Below are 14,755 nucleotides of genomic sequence, written 5' to 3'. Positions count from 1 at the left end.
GAGTTTCGCGCGAACCCACATCGCGCCGTTGTCGAATGAGAACGGCCTCAGGCAGCGAAGCGGCGCGCGGCGGGACGGCGTGCCGTCTCATCGAGCCATGCGCGGGCCTGACGCTGCGCTTCGGCGATTTCGTCGCGGCTCATCTCATCGGACAGGTCGGCGCGGCATTGCTGGCCTTCCCTGTTGCCGCCGAGCGCCGCAAGGTTGAACCATTTATGCGCCTGGATCAGGTCGACATCGACGCCGCCGGTGCCGGTGGAAAATGCGATGCCAAGATCGAAATAAGCGTTGGCGTCGCCGCGCGCTGCGTCAAGCAGACGGCTCTCGATCAGAAACTGGGCAGACTTCAGACTGTTCGCCATGATAACCCCCTTTGCCTCCACCCCACATGGAGATCTCGGGGTTGAAATTTGCCGCTTATGGTCAACAAAGCGTTAACGATGGACCGACTTTTTTGTGGATATCGTCCAAAATCGGCAGAAATGCGTGATTTTTGACGTTAATCAACCCACCGCCATATTGTCGATCAGGCGCGTTTTTCCGATCCTCGCCGCCGCAAGCAGCCGTGCGGACGACTTGAAAACATGCAATCTTTCCAGGCTGACCGGGTCGGCGAGCGCAACATAATCGACGCTGTCGAACCCGCCTTCGACGATATCGGCTTCCGCCCTGGCGATCGTCTGCACGACATCGGCCCCGCCTGCGATCGCCTTCGCCGCCGCCTTCAAGGCGTTCGGAAAGACGACGGCGGCCTTGCGCTGCTCCTTCGACAGATAGGCATTGCGCGACGAGAGCGCGAGTCCGTCGGCGTCGCGCGCGATCGGCGCACCCAATATGTCGAGCGCGAAGTCGAGGTCGCGCGCCATCCGGCGGATGATCGCGAGTTGCTGCCAGTCCTTCTCGCCAAAGAGGGCGATATCGGGGCCGACCTGGTTGAAGAGCTTCGACACGATCGTCGCGACCCCGTCGAAATGGCCAGGCCGCGCCGCGCCGCAATAATCGGCACCAAGCTCCGCCACTTCGATGTGGGTCGAGTGGCCGGACGGGTACATGGTGGCGACATCGGGCGCCCAGAGCAGCGCCACGCCTTCCTGGGCCAGCAGCGCGGCATCGCGCGCCTCGTCGCGCGGATAGGCGGCATAATCCTCGTTCGGACCGAACTGCGTCGGGTTGACGAAGATCGATACGACGACATGATCGGCGACGCGCCTGCCCATGTGGACGAGCGAGAGGTGCCCCGCGTGCAGGGCCCCCATCGTCGGCACCAGCGCCACGCTCTTGCCGCCTTGCTGGAGTGCCGAAACGGCACGGCGCAGCATCGCGATGTCACGGATGATTTGCACGCTCGCCCGGCCTCCGATATTGGCGGCGCAACTGCACTGCCCACGCGGCTCCCATGCGCCGCCAACAGGAAAATCGCAACGATCATGACGAAGCCCGCACCGCACCGCATCATCTTTGCCAATGAAAAGGGCGGAACCGGCAAATCGACTTGTGCGGTGCATTTCGCGGTGGCGCTCGCCAGTCAGGGGTGGCGCGTCGCGGGACTCGACCTCGACCCGCGCCAACGCACCTTCCATCGCTATCTCGAAAACCGCGTGAACACCGCCAAGCGTCGCGGCATCGAATTGCCGACCCCCTTATTCGAGGTTTTCGAGGGCACGACGCTTGAGGAGCTCGATGCACAGGTCGCGCGGCTGAGCGCCGACGTCGATTATTTCGTCGCCGATACGCCGGGCCGCGACGACGTCTTCGCGCGCCACCTCGCGACCAGCGCCGATACGCTCGTCACGCCGATCAACGACAGCTTCATCGACTTCGACCTGATCGGGCAGGTCGATCCCGAAACTTTTCAGGTCGTCCGTCCGAGCTTCTATTCGGAGCTGATCTGGGACACGCGAAAGGCGCGCGCCAAGACCGACGGCCGGACGATCGACTGGATCATCCTGCGCAACCGCCTTCAGCATGTCGACGCGCACAATATGCGCCGCGTAGGTGAAGCGTTGACGCAATTGTCGCGCCGCGTCGGCTTCCGGGTCATTCCGGGCCTTGGCGAGCGCGTCATCTATCGCGAACTGTTCCCGGCCGGCCTGACCCTGCTCGACAAGGCGCATCTCGGCGGCATGGGGATCGGCCATGTCGTCGCGCGGCAGGAACTGCGCGAGGCAATGGCGGGGCTCAACGTGCCTGCGCGCGAACGCTTGCACCCCGACGGCGACCTCTTCGCCGCCGCCTGACTTTTCTTCTCCCTCCCAAGAGGATTATCATGACCCACGTCTTTCATCCGACGATGCTCCGCGAATATGACATTCGCGGCGTGGTCGGCGACACGCTATCCGAAAAGGATGCCTATGCCATCGGTCGCAGCTTCGCGACCCTGATCGCGCGCGCGGGCGGGCGCCGGGTCGCGGTCGGCTATGACGGCAGGCTTTCGTCGCCGATGCTGGCCGAGGCGCTGATCGACGGGATCAACGCCGCCGGAATCGATGCGTTGAACGTCGGGTTGGGGCCGACACCGATGCTCTATTACGCGGCGTCAACCGAAGATGTAGATGGCGGCATACAGATAACCGGCAGCCACAACCCCCCCGACTATAATGGTTTCAAGATGGTGTTTCAGGGGCGTCCCTTCTTCGGCGCCGATATCCAGCGGATCGGTGAGATCGCGGCGGCCGGCGACTGGGAGACTGGCGAAGGCACGGCGGAGAGCATCGATATCGTCGACGCCTATGTCGACCGGCTGGTCGAAGGCTTCGCGGGTGGCGCTTTCCGCATCGGCTGGGACGCCGGCAACGGGGCTGCGGGCACCGTCATCGAAAAGCTGACCGCGCGCCTTCCGGGTGAGCATCATCTGTTGTTTACCGATATCGACGGCCATTTTCCGAACCATCATCCCGATCCTACCGAAGAGAAGAATCTGGCGGACCTCAAAAAACTCGTCGCCGAAAAGAGCCTCGATTTCGGCGTCGCATTCGATGGAGACGGTGACCGCATCGGTGCGATCGACGGACAGGGTCGGGTGATCTGGGGCGATCAGCTCTTGCAGATCTATGCCGCGGCTGTGTTGCGGGAGCGTCCCGGTGCCACGGTGATCGCGGATGTGAAGGCAAGCCAGGCGCTGTTCGATCGCGTCGCCGCGCTGGGCGGCAAGCCGCTGATGTGGAAGACCGGCCACAGTCTGATCAAGGCGAAGATGAAGGAAACCGGCAGTCCGCTCGCGGGCGAGATGAGCGGACACATCTTCTTCGCCGACCGCTACTACGGATATGACGACGCTCCCTATGCGGCGATCCGGTTGATCGAGGCAGCCGCGTCGCTCGGCAAGAGCGTGACCGAATTGCGCAGCGCCATGCCCGCCATGGTCAACACGCCCGAGCTGCGCTTTCAGGTCGACGAGGTCCGCAAGTTCGCCATTGTGGACGAGGTTCTGGCGCGGCTCGCCGCATCGGGCGCAAACGTCGATCGGACCGACGGTGCCCGGGTGCTCACCGACGACGGCTGGTGGTTGCTCCGCGCATCGAACACACAGGATGTGCTTGTCGCGCGCGCCGAGGCAAAGGATGCAGCGGCGCTCGACCGGCTGATGGCGGCAATCGACGACCAGCTTGCCCGATCCGGGGTCAAGCGAGGCGCGCAGGCCGCGCACTGATGCCGCGCCCGTATGCGGTCGAGGCTTCGGCCCTGCAATAATCTTGCCAGATTGACGTTCGCCGCGTCGCTGGGGTAACCCGCGCATGGGGCTAGACATGGAACCGACCGATCTATGACCGACGAATCGACTGTGGCGACGCCTGCCGATGGCGATCATGGCGTCGCCGAACACAAGGCGCATGCGCAGGAAAATGCAGCGGCCGGTAACGGCCTCGCGGTCATTTCGATCGCGAAGAGCTATGACAAACGTGTCGTGCTGTCGGACGTGTCGCTGTCGGTCGGCAAGGGCGAGGTGGTCGGCCTGCTCGGCCCGAACGGCGCGGGCAAGACGACTTGCTTCTATTCGATCATGGGGCTGGTGAAGCCCGACGCCGGGCGCATCATGCTCGACGGCGCCGACATCACCGCGTTGCCCATGTATCGCCGCGCGATCCTGGGTCTGGGCTATCTCCCGCAGGAAACATCGATCTTTCGTGGCATGACCGTTGCCCAGAATATCGAGGCGGTGCTCGAACTCGCCGAACCCGACAAGATCGCGCGCGAACGGCGACTGGAGGAACTGCTCGACGAGTTCGGCTTGACGCGGCTGCGCGATGCGGCGGCGATGGCCCTGTCGGGCGGCGAACGCCGCCGCGCCGAAATTGCCCGTGCGCTGGCGGCGAATCCTTCGATCATGCTGCTCGACGAACCGTTCGCGGGCATCGATCCGCTGTCGATCAGCGATATTCGCGATCTGGTCGCCGACCTTAAGACGCGCGGGATCGGCGTGCTGATCACCGACCACAATGTGCGCGAGACGCTCGACCTCGTCGATCGCGCGGCGATCATCTACGATGGCAAGGTGCTGCTTGCCGGATCGCCGGCCGAGCTTGTCGCCGACCCCGAGGTCCGCCGCCTCTACCTCGGCGAAGGCTTCTCCCTGTGATGCCATGAGCGGGATGTCATGAACCGCTGATGGCGTTGGGTCCACGCCTCGATCTCCGCCAGTCGCAATCGCTGGTGATGACGCCGCAGCTACAGCAGGCGATCAAGCTGCTTGCGCTGTCGAACCTCGAACTCGAAGCCTATCTGGCCGAAGCGCTGGAGGGCAACCCCTTGCTCGATGCGGCGCCTGCCGACCGCGACGACGGTGGCGCCGACGAGCAGACGGGCGAAGGGGGCGACGAGGGTCTGGGGTCAGCACCGTCGGGCGAGATCGGTACCGATCAGGCGCTGTCTTCCGATGCGGGCACCGCCGACGACCTCGATGTCGATTTCGGCGAAGAGCGCTTCCACCATGACAGCACAAGCGATTCGGTTGGCCTGTCGGGTTCGGGCGAAGACATCGATTTCGACAGCTTCGCGGAGCATGAGGGGACGCTGCACGATCATCTGCTCGCGCAGGTCGGCGAGCGGTTCGACGGTATCGAAGCGATCGTCGCGGCGCAGCTTGTCGCGCTGATCGACGAGGCCGGCTATCTGCGCGCCGACCTGTCCGAGGTCGCGGCGCAGCTCGGCGTCCCGCTTGCGCTGATCGAGCGGGTACTGGCCGGTGTGCAGACCTTCGATCCCTCCGGCGTCGGTGCGCGCGATCTTGCCGAATGCATCGCGATCCAGGCCCGCGAGGCCGACCGCTACGATCCCGCGATGGCGACGATGATCGCGCATCTCGACCTGGTGGCGAAAGGCGCCTTCCCGCAGTTGAAGCGCATCTGCGGGGTCGATGACGAGGATCTGGCCGACATGATCCGCGAATTGCGCGGCTACGATCCCAAGCCCGGCCTCAAATTTGGGGGCGATGCAACCCAGGCGGTCGTTCCCGATCTGTATATCCGCCAGACCGCGAAGGGCTGGGCGGTCGAAATCAACAGTGGCACCCTGCCGCGCCTGCTCGTCAATCGTCGCTATTACGCTGAACTTGCCCAGGGCGCGGCGGCCAAGAGCAAGGCATGGTTGTCCGAACAGCTTGCGGGCGCAAACTGGCTCGTCCGGGCGCTTGATCAGCGCCAGCGCACGATCGTCAAGGTAGCGAGCGCGATCGTCAAGCAGCAGGAGGGCTTCTTCCTGCACGGCGTCGCGCATATGCGTCCGCTGACGCTGCGTCAGGTTGCCGAGGAAATCGGCATGCACGAATCGACCGTCAGCCGCGTCACCAGCAACAAATATTTGTCCTGTGCGCGCGGGCTGTTCGAACTTAAATATTTCTTTTCGAGCGGTATTTCGGCGACCGAAGGCGATGGTGCGGTCTCGGCCGAGGCGGTCAAGAGCCGGATCAAGGCCATGATCGAGGCCGAGGACGCCAAGGCGATCCTGTCCGACGAGACGATCGCGCAGAAGCTGTCGGCCGAAGGGCATGATATCGCGCGGCGGACCGTGGTCAAATATCGCGAGGCGATGGGTTATGGCTCGTCGGTGCAGCGGCGGCGGCAGAAGGCGCTGGCGGGATAGGTCCGACCATTGTCCCGGCGGATCAGGTCCAAGGTGACGAAATTAGGCGCGCGAGCCGGTTGACTTTTCACCCGCTTCCCCATAGGTGCGCCGCTTCGCGTACAACGCTTGAATTGACGGACGAGAACCATGAAGATTCGCAACAGCCTGAAGTCGCTGAAGGACCGCCACCGGGATAACCGCGTGATCCGTCGCCGTGGCCGCACCTATGTGATCAACAAGACCAACCGCCGCTTCAAGGCGCGCCAGGGCTGATGCTTCGGCGCGGGGCGGATTCGCCCCGTTTGCGTTTGGTGAACAGCGTAACGCCGTCGGATGCTTCCGGCGGCGCTTTCGCGTGTCCGGAGTGCGCATGATCGGCCGCTGCGTGGTCTTCGACGTTGGCCGCGTCCTGTTCGATTGGGATTTGCGGTATCTGTTCGCGAAGCTGATTGACGACAAGGACCGGCTCGAATGGTTCGTGACTCATGTCGTGACCCCCGAATGGCATTTCCAGCACGATGCGGGCCGCCCGCTCGCCGGGATGTTACCAGAGCTGAAAGCCGAATTTCCCGGGCATGACGCGCTGATCGACGCCTATGCGGCGCGGTTCAACGAGACGATTCCCGGGCCGATGCCCGGCAGCCTCGAACTGGTCGAACGGCTCGACGAGGCCGGTGTGCCGCTGTTCGCGATCACCAATTTCGGGCATGAATTCTGGGAGGGGTTCCGCCCGACGCAGCCGATCTTCGGCCGCTTTCGCGGGATCGTCGTGTCGGGGACCGAACAGATCGTGAAACCCGACCCCGCCATCTACCGCCTCGCAATCGAGCGATTCGGCGTCGACCCGGCGGGCGCGCTCTTCATCGACGATGTCGCCGAGAATATCGCTGGCGCCGAATCGGTCGGGATGGCTGGGCATCACTTCGTCGATGCGGCGACGCTGGAGCGTGAACTTGTCGCGCGCTTCTATCTGTCGGCCGCCTGATCCTCCGCGGGAGGGTTTTGGCGGAGCGCGGCCCGCTGCGCCTCATAATGATCGCGCGATGTCCAGCCACGCGGATCGGCACCATAAATGTTCGGTCCGATCGTAGGCGACCAAAAAATCAATGCCAGCCACGCGATCAGCGAAACGAAGGCTATTTCGGGCAGTCCGACCAGATCGCTAGCGTAAGGGAGCGCGAACAGGATGGCGAGCCACCATCCGGGCCGGGCGATATCGTGCAATCGGCCCACAGCCAAATAAGCGAGGCACAGGCCAAAGAGGGCCTCCGTCGCGACGTACCACAGTGGATAGTTCGCCGGATCGGTGAGCGCTTCGAGTCCAAAGCCCAGGTTGAGGGTCAGGCTCACTTGTTCGAAAGCAATGAAATTAAAGAAAAACTTCAAGATGCTGATGGAAACCAATAGGGCCAGAATCTGGCCGCGCGTGCATCGACCGATCGGGAAGAGTCGTCGTTTGACTTCTTCCATCGCTATTTCTCCACCCCCAACTGCGTCAGCACGAAGGCGAATTCTTCGGCATCTTCGCGCAGAGCACCCCAGCGGCCCGACTTGCCGCCATGCCCGGCGCCCATGTTGGTGCGCAGCAGTAGTGTCGAATCGTTCGTGCGCGTCGCGCGGAGCTTGGCGACCCATTTGGCCGGCTCCCAATAGGTCACGCGCGGGTCGTTCAGCCCGGCCGACACCAGCATCGGCGGATAGGCCTTGGCGGTGACATTGTCATAGGGGCTGTAGCTCAGCATATAGTCGAACGCCGCCTTGTCGGTGATCGGGTTGCCCCATTCGGGCCATTCGCCCGGGGTCAGCGGCAGCGTTTCGTCGACCATCGTGTTGATGACATCGACAAAGGGCACGCCCGCCAGCACCGCGCCCCACAGTTCCGGCGCTTCGTTGTAGATGACGCCCATCACCTGCCCGCCCGCCGAGCGGCCCTCGACTGAAATCTTGCCCGCGCTGGTGTAATGTTTCGCGATCAGCCCCTTCGCGACGTCGATGAAGTCGTTGAACGTATTCTTGCGCTCGGTGGTCTTGCCCGCGAGATACCAGGCGCGACCGAGATCGTCGCCGCCGCGGACATGCGCGATCGCATAGATCATCCCCCGATCGACTAGGCTGAGCCGCGTCGTCGAAAAGCCCGGCGGGACGCGATAGCCGTACGAACCATAGGCATAGAGATGCGTCGGTGCGCTACCGTCGAGCTTGGTACCCTTTTTGTAGACGAGCGAAGCGGGAATCATGGTCTTGCCGTCACGGCTTGGCAGATTAACCCTTTCAGTTACATATTGTGTTGCGTCGTAACCAGATGGGATTTCCTGCACCTTCAGCGTTTCCAGCTTTCCGGCCGCAAGGTCGTAATCATAGACGGTGTCGGGCGTGACCATTGATTCATAGTCGAGCCTGAGCTTGTCCTGATGATATTCGGGATTGTCGCCGAGGCCCGCCACATAAGTGGCCTCCGGGAACTTGATCCGGCCGGGAGTCAATGGCGCATCATATTTGCGGATGTCGACCTGATCGAGCCCGTCCTCGCGTGCTTCGATCACAAAATAGTCGCGAAACACCGACAGGCCGGTGATGTAGCTATGGTCGGTTCCGGGGATCAGGGTCTTCCATTCGCCTGGTGTTTTCACGCTCGCGGTCGCGATGCGGAAGTTCGGATGCTCGTCGTTGGTGTGGATGTAGAGCGTGCCGTCGCGTTCATCGACGCTATATTCGCGGCCCTTCTTGCGCGCCGAGACGAGTTGCATCGGTGCTTCGGGATTATCGGCGGGGAGCAGATAGACCTCGCTCGTTTCGTTGTCGCCCGCCGCGATCACGATATAATTGTCGGCCGCGGTCTTGCCGATGCCGACGCCGAAGCCGATGTCCTCCTCCTTGTAGAGCAATTTGTCTTGCGCGATCGGGGTGCCGAGCTTGTGCAGTCGGACATTGTCGGTGCGCCAATTTTCGTTCGCGAGGCCATAGAGGATCGCGTCATTGCCCGACGTCCAGACGAGCGACGACAGGGTACCCGGAATCACATCGGGGAGGAGTTCACCGGTGTCGAGATTGCGGATGCGCGCCTCGAACCGCTCCGACCCATTGTCGTCGAACGAATAGGCCATCAGCTTGCCGTCCGGGCTGACCGACAGTTCGGCGAGGCGGAAATATTCCTTGCCCTCGGCCATCGCGACCTCGTCCAGGATCAGAACGGCTTCTCCCGCCCCTGACGCCGGCTTGCGATACCATTTCTTGTATTCGGCGCCGTCTTCATATTCGACCCAGTAGATCCAGTCGCCGTCTTTCTGCGGCACCGAGGAATCGGCCTCCTTGATGCGGCCCTTCATTTCCTGAAACAGCGTTTCGACCAGCTTCGCATGCGGTTTCATCGCGGCGTCGAAATATTCGTTCTCGGCCTTCACATAATCGAGGATGTCCTTGTCATCGACGACCGGATAGCTCTGGTCGCGGAGCCAGAAATAAGGATCGGCCAGCGTTTCGCCGTGCATCGTCAATTCGTGCGGCCGCTTTTCGGCGACCGGAGCGGCGGGCAGGGCAGGGCTGTCGGTCAATTCACTCTCTTTCTCTTCGGCAAAAGCATTCGGTGCGGCGACAAGCGGGGTGGTAATTGCGGCAAGAAACATCCAAATAGCGCGCATCATAAAAACTCCCGCGGCGGCGCCCCGATGGGGCGGATCGCCGCGATGTAGGAACAAGGAACGCTGCATGTCCAGCCCCGTCCCCAGCACGATCCATGCCGACCGTCTCGCCCGCGTCCGCGCCGCGCTCGCCGCGCGCGGCCTCGACGGCTTCGTCGTCCCGATCAGCGACGAACATATGAGTGAATATGTCGGCGCCTATGCCCAGCGCATGGCCTGGCTGACGGGCTTCGGCGGCTCGGCGGGAACGGCGGCCGTGCTGCCCGCCAAGGCCGCAGTGTTCGTCGATGGACGCTATACGGTGCAGGTGCGCGATCAGGTCGACGGATCGCTGTTCGACTATGTCGGCGTGCCGCAGTCGAGCGTTGCGGAATGGCTGGGTGCAAACGTCAGCGCGGGGCAGAAGGTCGGTTACGATCCCTGGCTCCACGGCATCGACTGGGCGCGTGGGCTGGAACGCGCGCTGGCGGCGAAGGGCGCAAGCCTCGTCGCCGTCGACAGCAATCCGCTCGATGCCGCGTGGGACGACCAGCCGGCGCCGAGCGACGCCGTGGTGACGGTTCACGACGCCGCGCTCGCGGGGCAGGGGGCGGTCGACAAGCGCGCGATCATCGCCGACTGGCTGAAGGCGAAGGGTCTCGACACGACCGTGATGACCGCGCTCGATTCGATCGCCTGGACGTTCAATATTCGCGGCACCGACGTCAGCCACACGCCGGTCGGGCTCGCTTTCGCGCTGCTGCACGCCGATGCGACCGCCGATCTGTTCATCGCGCCCGAAAAGATCACCGACGCGGTGCGTGCGCATCTGGGTAATAGCGTGCGAATCCATGATCGTGATGCGTTCGAGGCAGCGCTAGCCGGCCTCTCGGGCAAGAAGGTCACCGTCGATCCCGATCGCGCCGTTGCCGCGATCTTTGCCGCGCTCGAGGCGGCGGGGGCGACGATCGAGCGCCATCGTGACCCCGCGGTGCTGCCGAAGGCGATCAAGAATGAAACCGAGCTCGGCGGCACCCGTGCGGCGCATGTCCGCGACGGCGTCGCGGTCGCGCGCTTCCTGAAGTGGATGGAAGCGGCTGCGCCGCAGGGCGGGCTCGACGAATTGGGAGCGGCGGCAAGACTCCGCGCGTTTCGCGATGAGAGTGGCGCGCTCAAGGATTTGTCGTTCGATACGATCTCGGCGGCCGGACCGAACGGCGCGTTGCCGCACTACAAGGTCGACGAGACAACGAACCGGGCGATCGAGACCGGCACGCTCTACCTCGTCGATTCGGGCGGGCAATACGCCGACGGCACGACCGACATCACGCGCACGATCGCGATCGGGACCCCGACCAACGAGATGCGCCGCCGCTTCACGCAGGTGCTCAAGGGGCACATCGCCCTTGCAACCGCTCGCTTCCCCACCGGCACGCGGGGCAGCCAGCTCGACATTCTCGCCCGTCAGTATCTTTGGGCGGACGGCGTCGATTATGCCCATGGCACCGGCCATGGCGTCGGCGCCTATCTTGCGGTCCACGAGGGGCCGCAGCGCATCGCCAAGCCGTCGGGCGGGCAGGCCGGAACGGAGGAGCCCCTGCATGCGGGCATGATCCTCTCGAATGAGCCCGGCTATTACAAGGCAGGCCATTTCGGGATCCGCATCGAGAATCTTGTCGTCGTGGAACGGCAGGCGATCGCGGGGGCGGAAGAGGATATGCTCGGTTTTGAGACGATCACTTTCGCGCCAATCGCGCAGAATCTGGTTGATACCGCGCTGCTCTCGCCCGCCGAAGCCGACTGGCTGGATGCCTATCACGCCGACGTCCTGGAAAAGCTGGGCGCCGAAATGACCGGCGAGGATCGCGCCTGGCTCGAGGCTGCGTGCGCGCCGCTCGACCGTGCCACCGCCGCGCTTGCTGCCTGAAGGGGCCCACATGACCGACCATCGCAGCGCTGTGCCGCTCGCGGACTTCCGCGTGCAGGAAAAGGTTCGCGTGCGCTTCAACGAAATCGACGGTCAGAACATCGTCTTCAACGCCAATTATCTCGTGTACGCCGACATCGGGGTTACCGAATATTTTCGCGCGCTGGGCGAGGGGCAGCCCGGCCCCTATTTTCACCAATATGGTACAGATATTCGCGAGACGCATTGCGAGATCGACTATCACGCACCTGCGCGGCTCGATGAGCTGATCACCATAGCGGCGCGGATAAGCGCGTTCGGGCGCGCCAGTTTCACGCTCCATTGCGGGATTTTTCGCGGTATGGAGCGGCTGACCGATATCGAGATTCGCTATGCCCATCTCGATAACGACAGCGGACAGCCGACCCCGCTGCCGGGCAGCTTCATTGCCGAGGTGCGGCGATTCGAGACCCGGACGCCCCTTCAGGCGTGATTCGATCGCGCGGCGATTCGAACCGAATCGCGTTTCTCCACCAAAAAGGTCGAAAAAAAAGGGCCACCCGAGGGTGGCCCATGAAAGTTTTGGGAGAGGATGCCTAAAAGGCATGCTCATATTGCACTGCACCAAAATTGTTGCAACTGCGAAAAGAGCATTTATTGTTGCATTTTTTGCAATCGTGATGCGGTTCGGTTTGCAGTGCGCGCAATCTTCGCCCTCTCGCAAATTGCCGCGACATCGCCTAGATTGGGCGCATGGGAATGTTCAACCATTGGGATGTGACCGGCGGTGTGTCCGACTTCTGGACCTATATCCGCGAACCGCGCCCGCATCGCTGGGCGAGCTGGGGTGTCGCGATCGTGGCACCGATCGTCATTTTCTGGGGCTTCTCGACCTATCTGATCCCCTATGAAAAGCCCAGGCCGTCGATCCTCTATTTCGAGAACTGGACGAAGGACCGCAGCGAGGCCGAGATTCGCGCCGAATGGGTCGCGCGTGCAAAGGCAACGACGCTCCGCAACGCCCAGACGCGCGCCGAGTATCAGCGGCTCGCCGAAGGCCTGGGGATCGAATATGATTCGACCGAGGCAGACCGCGTGACGCGCGAGACGCTGGGCGCGGACGCCGCGGCGGCAGCGATGAAGAAGCCCGAGCTGCCGAAGACCCGCTCGACGCTTGCCGAACGCGCCGCGCGCGGTCCGAAACCCGCTACGACGGGTGACGTCAGGCCCTGATGCGGCGCGCCCCGGCCGATACCGACTGGATGGCGGTCGCCATCGCGCTGTCGCGGCGTGCGCGGCCCGGCGCGGCGCCCAATCCGAATGTCGGCTGCCTGATTGTTCGAAATGGTCGGGTCGTCGCGCGTGGCTGGACCGGTGCTGGCGGCCGGCCGCACGCCGAAGCGGCGGCATTGGCGGTCGCGGGCGCCGGCGCGCGCGGTGCGACAGCCTATGTCAGTCTTGAACCCTGCGCGCATGAAAGCATGCGGGGACCGGCGTGCGCCGATTCGCTGATTGCGGCCGGCGTGTCGCGCGTCGTGATCGCCTCGCAGGACCCCGATCCGCGTACCGACGGCGCGGGAATCGCGCGACTGCGTGCCGCGGGGGTCGAAGTCGTGACTGATGTCCTGACGGCCGACGCGCGCGCGGCGATGGCGCCATGGTGGACGCGGCAAGTCGCGGCGCGGCCCTTCGTCACCCTCAAGCTGGCAACCTCGCTCGACGGCTGCATCGCCCTCGCCGACGGATCGAGCCGCTGGATCACCGGCCCGCGCGCCCGCGCGCACGGTCATCTCGAACGTGCGGGACATCAGGCGATTCTCGTCGGACGTCGGACGCTCGACATCGACGCGCCGCGGCTCGACGTCCGGTTGCCGGGGCTTGAGAAGCGCAGCCCGGACAAGCTGCTGCTGACGCGCGGAACCGCGCCCGAGGGCTGGGCCGCGGTCGCATCGCCAGAGGCCGTTACGGGCCTCGATTCGGTGCTGGTCGAGGGCGGAGCCGGCGCGGCGGCCGCCTTTCTCGCTGCCGATCGCGTCGATCGCCTCCTGCTCTACCGTGCGCCCATCCTGATCGGCGGCGGTCGCCCCGCGCTCGGTGACATCGGGCTCGGCGACCTTGCCGACGCGCATGACCGCTGGCGCCTTGTCGACAGCCGCCTGCTTGGCAGCGACCGGCTCGACGTCTACGAGCGGACCCGAAGGGATTGAGGTTCATATGTTCACCGGCATCATCACCGACATCGGCACCATCCGCAGCCGCGAAGATCGCGGCGACACGCGGCTTGTCATCGGTACCGCCTATAACACGGCGACGATTGACCTTGGCGCGTCGATCGCCTGTTCGGGCGCGTGTCTGACCGTCGTCGACAAGGGCAGCGATGCCGCCGGCCACTGGTTCGCGATCGACGCCAGTGCCGAAACGCTGGCCTGCACTGCGCCGGGCATGTGGGATGCCGGACGCCGCCTCAATCTCGAGCGTGCGCTCAGGATCGGCGACGAGCTTGGCGGGCATATCGTCACCGGCCATGTCGATGGTGTCGGTCGTATCGTCTCGGTCACGCCCGTCGGTGACAGTGTGGGCGTCGTGATCGCGGCGCCGGGCGATCTTGCGGCGCATATCGCGGCCAAGGGATCGGTCACCGTCGACGGCGTCTCGCTGACCGTCAACGACGTGACCGACCAAGCCGACGGCACCGCGCATTTCACGCTCAACATCATCCCGCACACGCAGGAGATGACCACGCTGAACGAAGCGGCAGCCGGGCGCCTGGTCAATCTGGAGATCGACATCCTCGCGCGCTACCTCGCGCGGATGCAGGCGCGGGGATGACGGTGAGCCGCGCCTGATGCGGTGGCGCTATGCGGTATGGCTGGCGGCTGCGACGCTTTTCCTGCTGAATTTCCTGCGCCGCGGGATCGACGCTTTCGACACCGTGCTCACGGCTATCGTCGTGGCATTCGGTTTCGCGATCGAGCATGTCGAAACGCGGACGCGGCGCCCCCGAAAGACATTTCTGCGAGGAGCGCTGTTTTCGTTGGCGCTCGCGATTGTCTTTGTCGGGATGCCGTTGACGATGGGGGCAAGCTTGTGGCTCGGCCTGATCCTTTGGATCGCCATGTCGGGCGCCGCGATCTTCTGGTGCTTTTACTATGAGCGCACCGAGCCGCTCTAG

At 63.9% G+C, this 14,755-nt stretch carries 16 protein-coding genes; 12 read left to right on the top strand and 4 right to left on the bottom strand.

All coding sequences use genetic code 11. The annotated features are described in order from the left end of the window. Nucleotides 1-47 precede the first annotated feature (47 nt). Nucleotides 48-362 (bottom strand): hypothetical protein, encoded by a 315-nt coding sequence (locus tag JNM03_RS12590; protein WP_294037045.1) that lies wholly within the window; start codon nt 360-362, stop codon nt 48-50. 141 nt (nt 363-503) lie between these two features. Continuing rightward, complete coding sequence (panC, locus tag JNM03_RS12585; protein ID WP_294037043.1) at nt 504-1,343, bottom strand: pantoate--beta-alanine ligase; 840 nt, start codon at nt 1,341-1,343, stop codon at nt 504-506. An 84-nt stretch (nt 1,344-1,427) separates the two neighbouring features. On the opposite strand from panC, the gene JNM03_RS12580 reads away from it, so the two are divergent. The 6 genes from JNM03_RS12580 (at nt 1,428) to JNM03_RS12555 (ending at nt 7,045) form a co-directional block, all read left to right on the top strand. Then, nucleotides 1,428-2,237, top strand: a complete 810-nt coding sequence (locus tag JNM03_RS12580; RefSeq protein WP_294037042.1) for a division plane positioning ATPase MipZ — start codon at nt 1,428-1,430, stop codon at nt 2,235-2,237. 29 nt (nt 2,238-2,266) lie between these two features. Then, nucleotides 2,267-3,649, top strand: coding sequence for a phosphoglucomutase/phosphomannomutase PgmG (pgmG, locus tag JNM03_RS12575; RefSeq protein ID WP_294037041.1), 1,383 nt, complete (start codon nt 2,267-2,269; stop codon nt 3,647-3,649). Between the two features lie 114 nt (nt 3,650-3,763). Further along, complete coding sequence (lptB, locus tag JNM03_RS12570) at nt 3,764-4,576, top strand: LPS export ABC transporter ATP-binding protein (RefSeq protein WP_294037039.1); 813 nt, start codon at nt 3,764-3,766, stop codon at nt 4,574-4,576. A gap of 29 nt (nt 4,577-4,605) precedes the next feature. After that, the gene (rpoN, locus tag JNM03_RS12565; protein ID WP_294037038.1) at nt 4,606-6,078 is read left to right on the top strand and encodes an RNA polymerase factor sigma-54; all 1,473 of its coding nucleotides are present in this window, start codon (nt 4,606-4,608) and stop codon (nt 6,076-6,078) included. Nucleotides 6,079-6,207: 129 nt separating this feature from the next. Next, complete coding sequence (ykgO, locus tag JNM03_RS12560) at nt 6,208-6,333, top strand: type B 50S ribosomal protein L36 (RefSeq protein ID WP_003046794.1); 126 nt, start codon at nt 6,208-6,210, stop codon at nt 6,331-6,333. Between the two features lie 97 nt (nt 6,334-6,430). Next, on the top strand, nt 6,431-7,045 hold the full coding sequence (locus JNM03_RS12555) for an HAD family phosphatase (RefSeq protein WP_294037036.1): 615 nt from the start codon (nt 6,431-6,433) through the stop codon (nt 7,043-7,045). On the opposite strand, the gene JNM03_RS12550 is transcribed toward JNM03_RS12555, so the two are convergent. Then, nucleotides 7,027-7,530, bottom strand: a complete 504-nt coding sequence (locus JNM03_RS12550) for a DUF805 domain-containing protein (RefSeq protein WP_294037035.1) — start codon at nt 7,528-7,530, stop codon at nt 7,027-7,029. The genes JNM03_RS12555 and JNM03_RS12550 overlap by 19 nt on opposite strands. A 2-nt stretch (nt 7,531-7,532) precedes the next feature. Then, on the bottom strand, nt 7,533-9,701 hold the full coding sequence (locus tag JNM03_RS12545; RefSeq protein ID WP_294037034.1) for a S9 family peptidase: 2,169 nt from the start codon (nt 9,699-9,701) through the stop codon (nt 7,533-7,535). A 64-nt stretch (nt 9,702-9,765) separates the two neighbouring features. Here JNM03_RS12545 and JNM03_RS12540 point away from each other — a divergent pair, with 64 nt between their 5' ends. From JNM03_RS12540 to JNM03_RS12515, 6 genes are all read left to right on the top strand, one after another. Next, nucleotides 9,766-11,604 carry an aminopeptidase P family protein gene (locus tag JNM03_RS12540; RefSeq protein ID WP_294037033.1) on the top strand — a complete coding sequence of 613 codons (1,839 nt, stop codon included), beginning with the start codon at nt 9,766-9,768 and terminating at the stop codon, nt 11,602-11,604. A 10-nt stretch (nt 11,605-11,614) separates the two neighbouring features. Beyond that, nucleotides 11,615-12,076, top strand: a complete 462-nt coding sequence (locus JNM03_RS12535) for a thioesterase family protein (protein WP_294037032.1) — start codon at nt 11,615-11,617, stop codon at nt 12,074-12,076. 260 nt (nt 12,077-12,336) lie between these two features. Next, entirely contained in the window at nt 12,337-12,816 is a 480-nt protein-coding gene (locus JNM03_RS12530) for a hypothetical protein (RefSeq protein ID WP_294037031.1), read from the top strand. A gap of 29 nt (nt 12,817-12,845) precedes the next feature. Beyond that, nucleotides 12,846-13,790, top strand: coding sequence for a bifunctional diaminohydroxyphosphoribosylaminopyrimidine deaminase/5-amino-6-(5-phosphoribosylamino)uracil reductase RibD (ribD, locus tag JNM03_RS12525; RefSeq protein ID WP_294037132.1), 945 nt, complete (start codon nt 12,846-12,848; stop codon nt 13,788-13,790). Between the two features lie 7 nt (nt 13,791-13,797). Beyond that, the gene (locus tag JNM03_RS12520; RefSeq protein ID WP_294037029.1) at nt 13,798-14,412 is read left to right on the top strand and encodes a riboflavin synthase; all 615 of its coding nucleotides are present in this window, start codon (nt 13,798-13,800) and stop codon (nt 14,410-14,412) included. A gap of 16 nt (nt 14,413-14,428) precedes the next feature. Continuing rightward, nucleotides 14,429-14,755, top strand: coding sequence for a hypothetical protein (locus JNM03_RS12515; RefSeq protein WP_294037028.1), 327 nt, complete (start codon nt 14,429-14,431; stop codon nt 14,753-14,755).

Source organism: Sphingopyxis sp. (assembly GCF_016793825.1).
GTDB lineage: Bacteria > Pseudomonadota > Alphaproteobacteria > Sphingomonadales > Sphingomonadaceae > Sphingopyxis.
Note: the sequence above shows the minus strand (reverse complement) of the source record. Positions and strands in the feature narration are given on the sequence as shown.

Coding starts and splice junctions, on each gene's coding strand:
- ykgO (WP_003046794.1), top strand. CDS start 6,208: ATGAAGATTCGCAACAGCCTGAAGTCGCTGAAGGACCGCCACCGGGAT.
- JNM03_RS12590 (WP_294037045.1), bottom strand. CDS start 362: ATGGCGAACAGTCTGAAGTCTGCCCAGTTTCTGATCGAGAGCCGTCTG.
- JNM03_RS12555 (WP_294037036.1), top strand. CDS start 6,431: ATGATCGGCCGCTGCGTGGTCTTCGACGTTGGCCGCGTCCTGTTCGAT.
- JNM03_RS12515 (WP_294037028.1), top strand. CDS start 14,429: ATGCGGTGGCGCTATGCGGTATGGCTGGCGGCTGCGACGCTTTTCCTG.
- rpoN (WP_294037038.1), top strand. CDS start 4,606: ATGGCGTTGGGTCCACGCCTCGATCTCCGCCAGTCGCAATCGCTGGTG.
- JNM03_RS12580 (WP_294037042.1), top strand. CDS start 1,428: ATGACGAAGCCCGCACCGCACCGCATCATCTTTGCCAATGAAAAGGGC.
- JNM03_RS12520 (WP_294037029.1), top strand. CDS start 13,798: ATGTTCACCGGCATCATCACCGACATCGGCACCATCCGCAGCCGCGAA.
- JNM03_RS12535 (WP_294037032.1), top strand. CDS start 11,615: ATGACCGACCATCGCAGCGCTGTGCCGCTCGCGGACTTCCGCGTGCAG.
- ribD (WP_294037132.1), top strand. CDS start 12,846: ATGGCGGTCGCCATCGCGCTGTCGCGGCGTGCGCGGCCCGGCGCGGCG.
- JNM03_RS12550 (WP_294037035.1), bottom strand. CDS start 7,530: ATGGAAGAAGTCAAACGACGACTCTTCCCGATCGGTCGATGCACGCGC.
- JNM03_RS12545 (WP_294037034.1), bottom strand. CDS start 9,701: ATGATGCGCGCTATTTGGATGTTTCTTGCCGCAATTACCACCCCGCTT.
- JNM03_RS12540 (WP_294037033.1), top strand. CDS start 9,766: ATGTCCAGCCCCGTCCCCAGCACGATCCATGCCGACCGTCTCGCCCGC.
- pgmG (WP_294037041.1), top strand. CDS start 2,267: ATGACCCACGTCTTTCATCCGACGATGCTCCGCGAATATGACATTCGC.
- JNM03_RS12530 (WP_294037031.1), top strand. CDS start 12,337: ATGGGAATGTTCAACCATTGGGATGTGACCGGCGGTGTGTCCGACTTC.
- lptB (WP_294037039.1), top strand. CDS start 3,764: ATGACCGACGAATCGACTGTGGCGACGCCTGCCGATGGCGATCATGGC.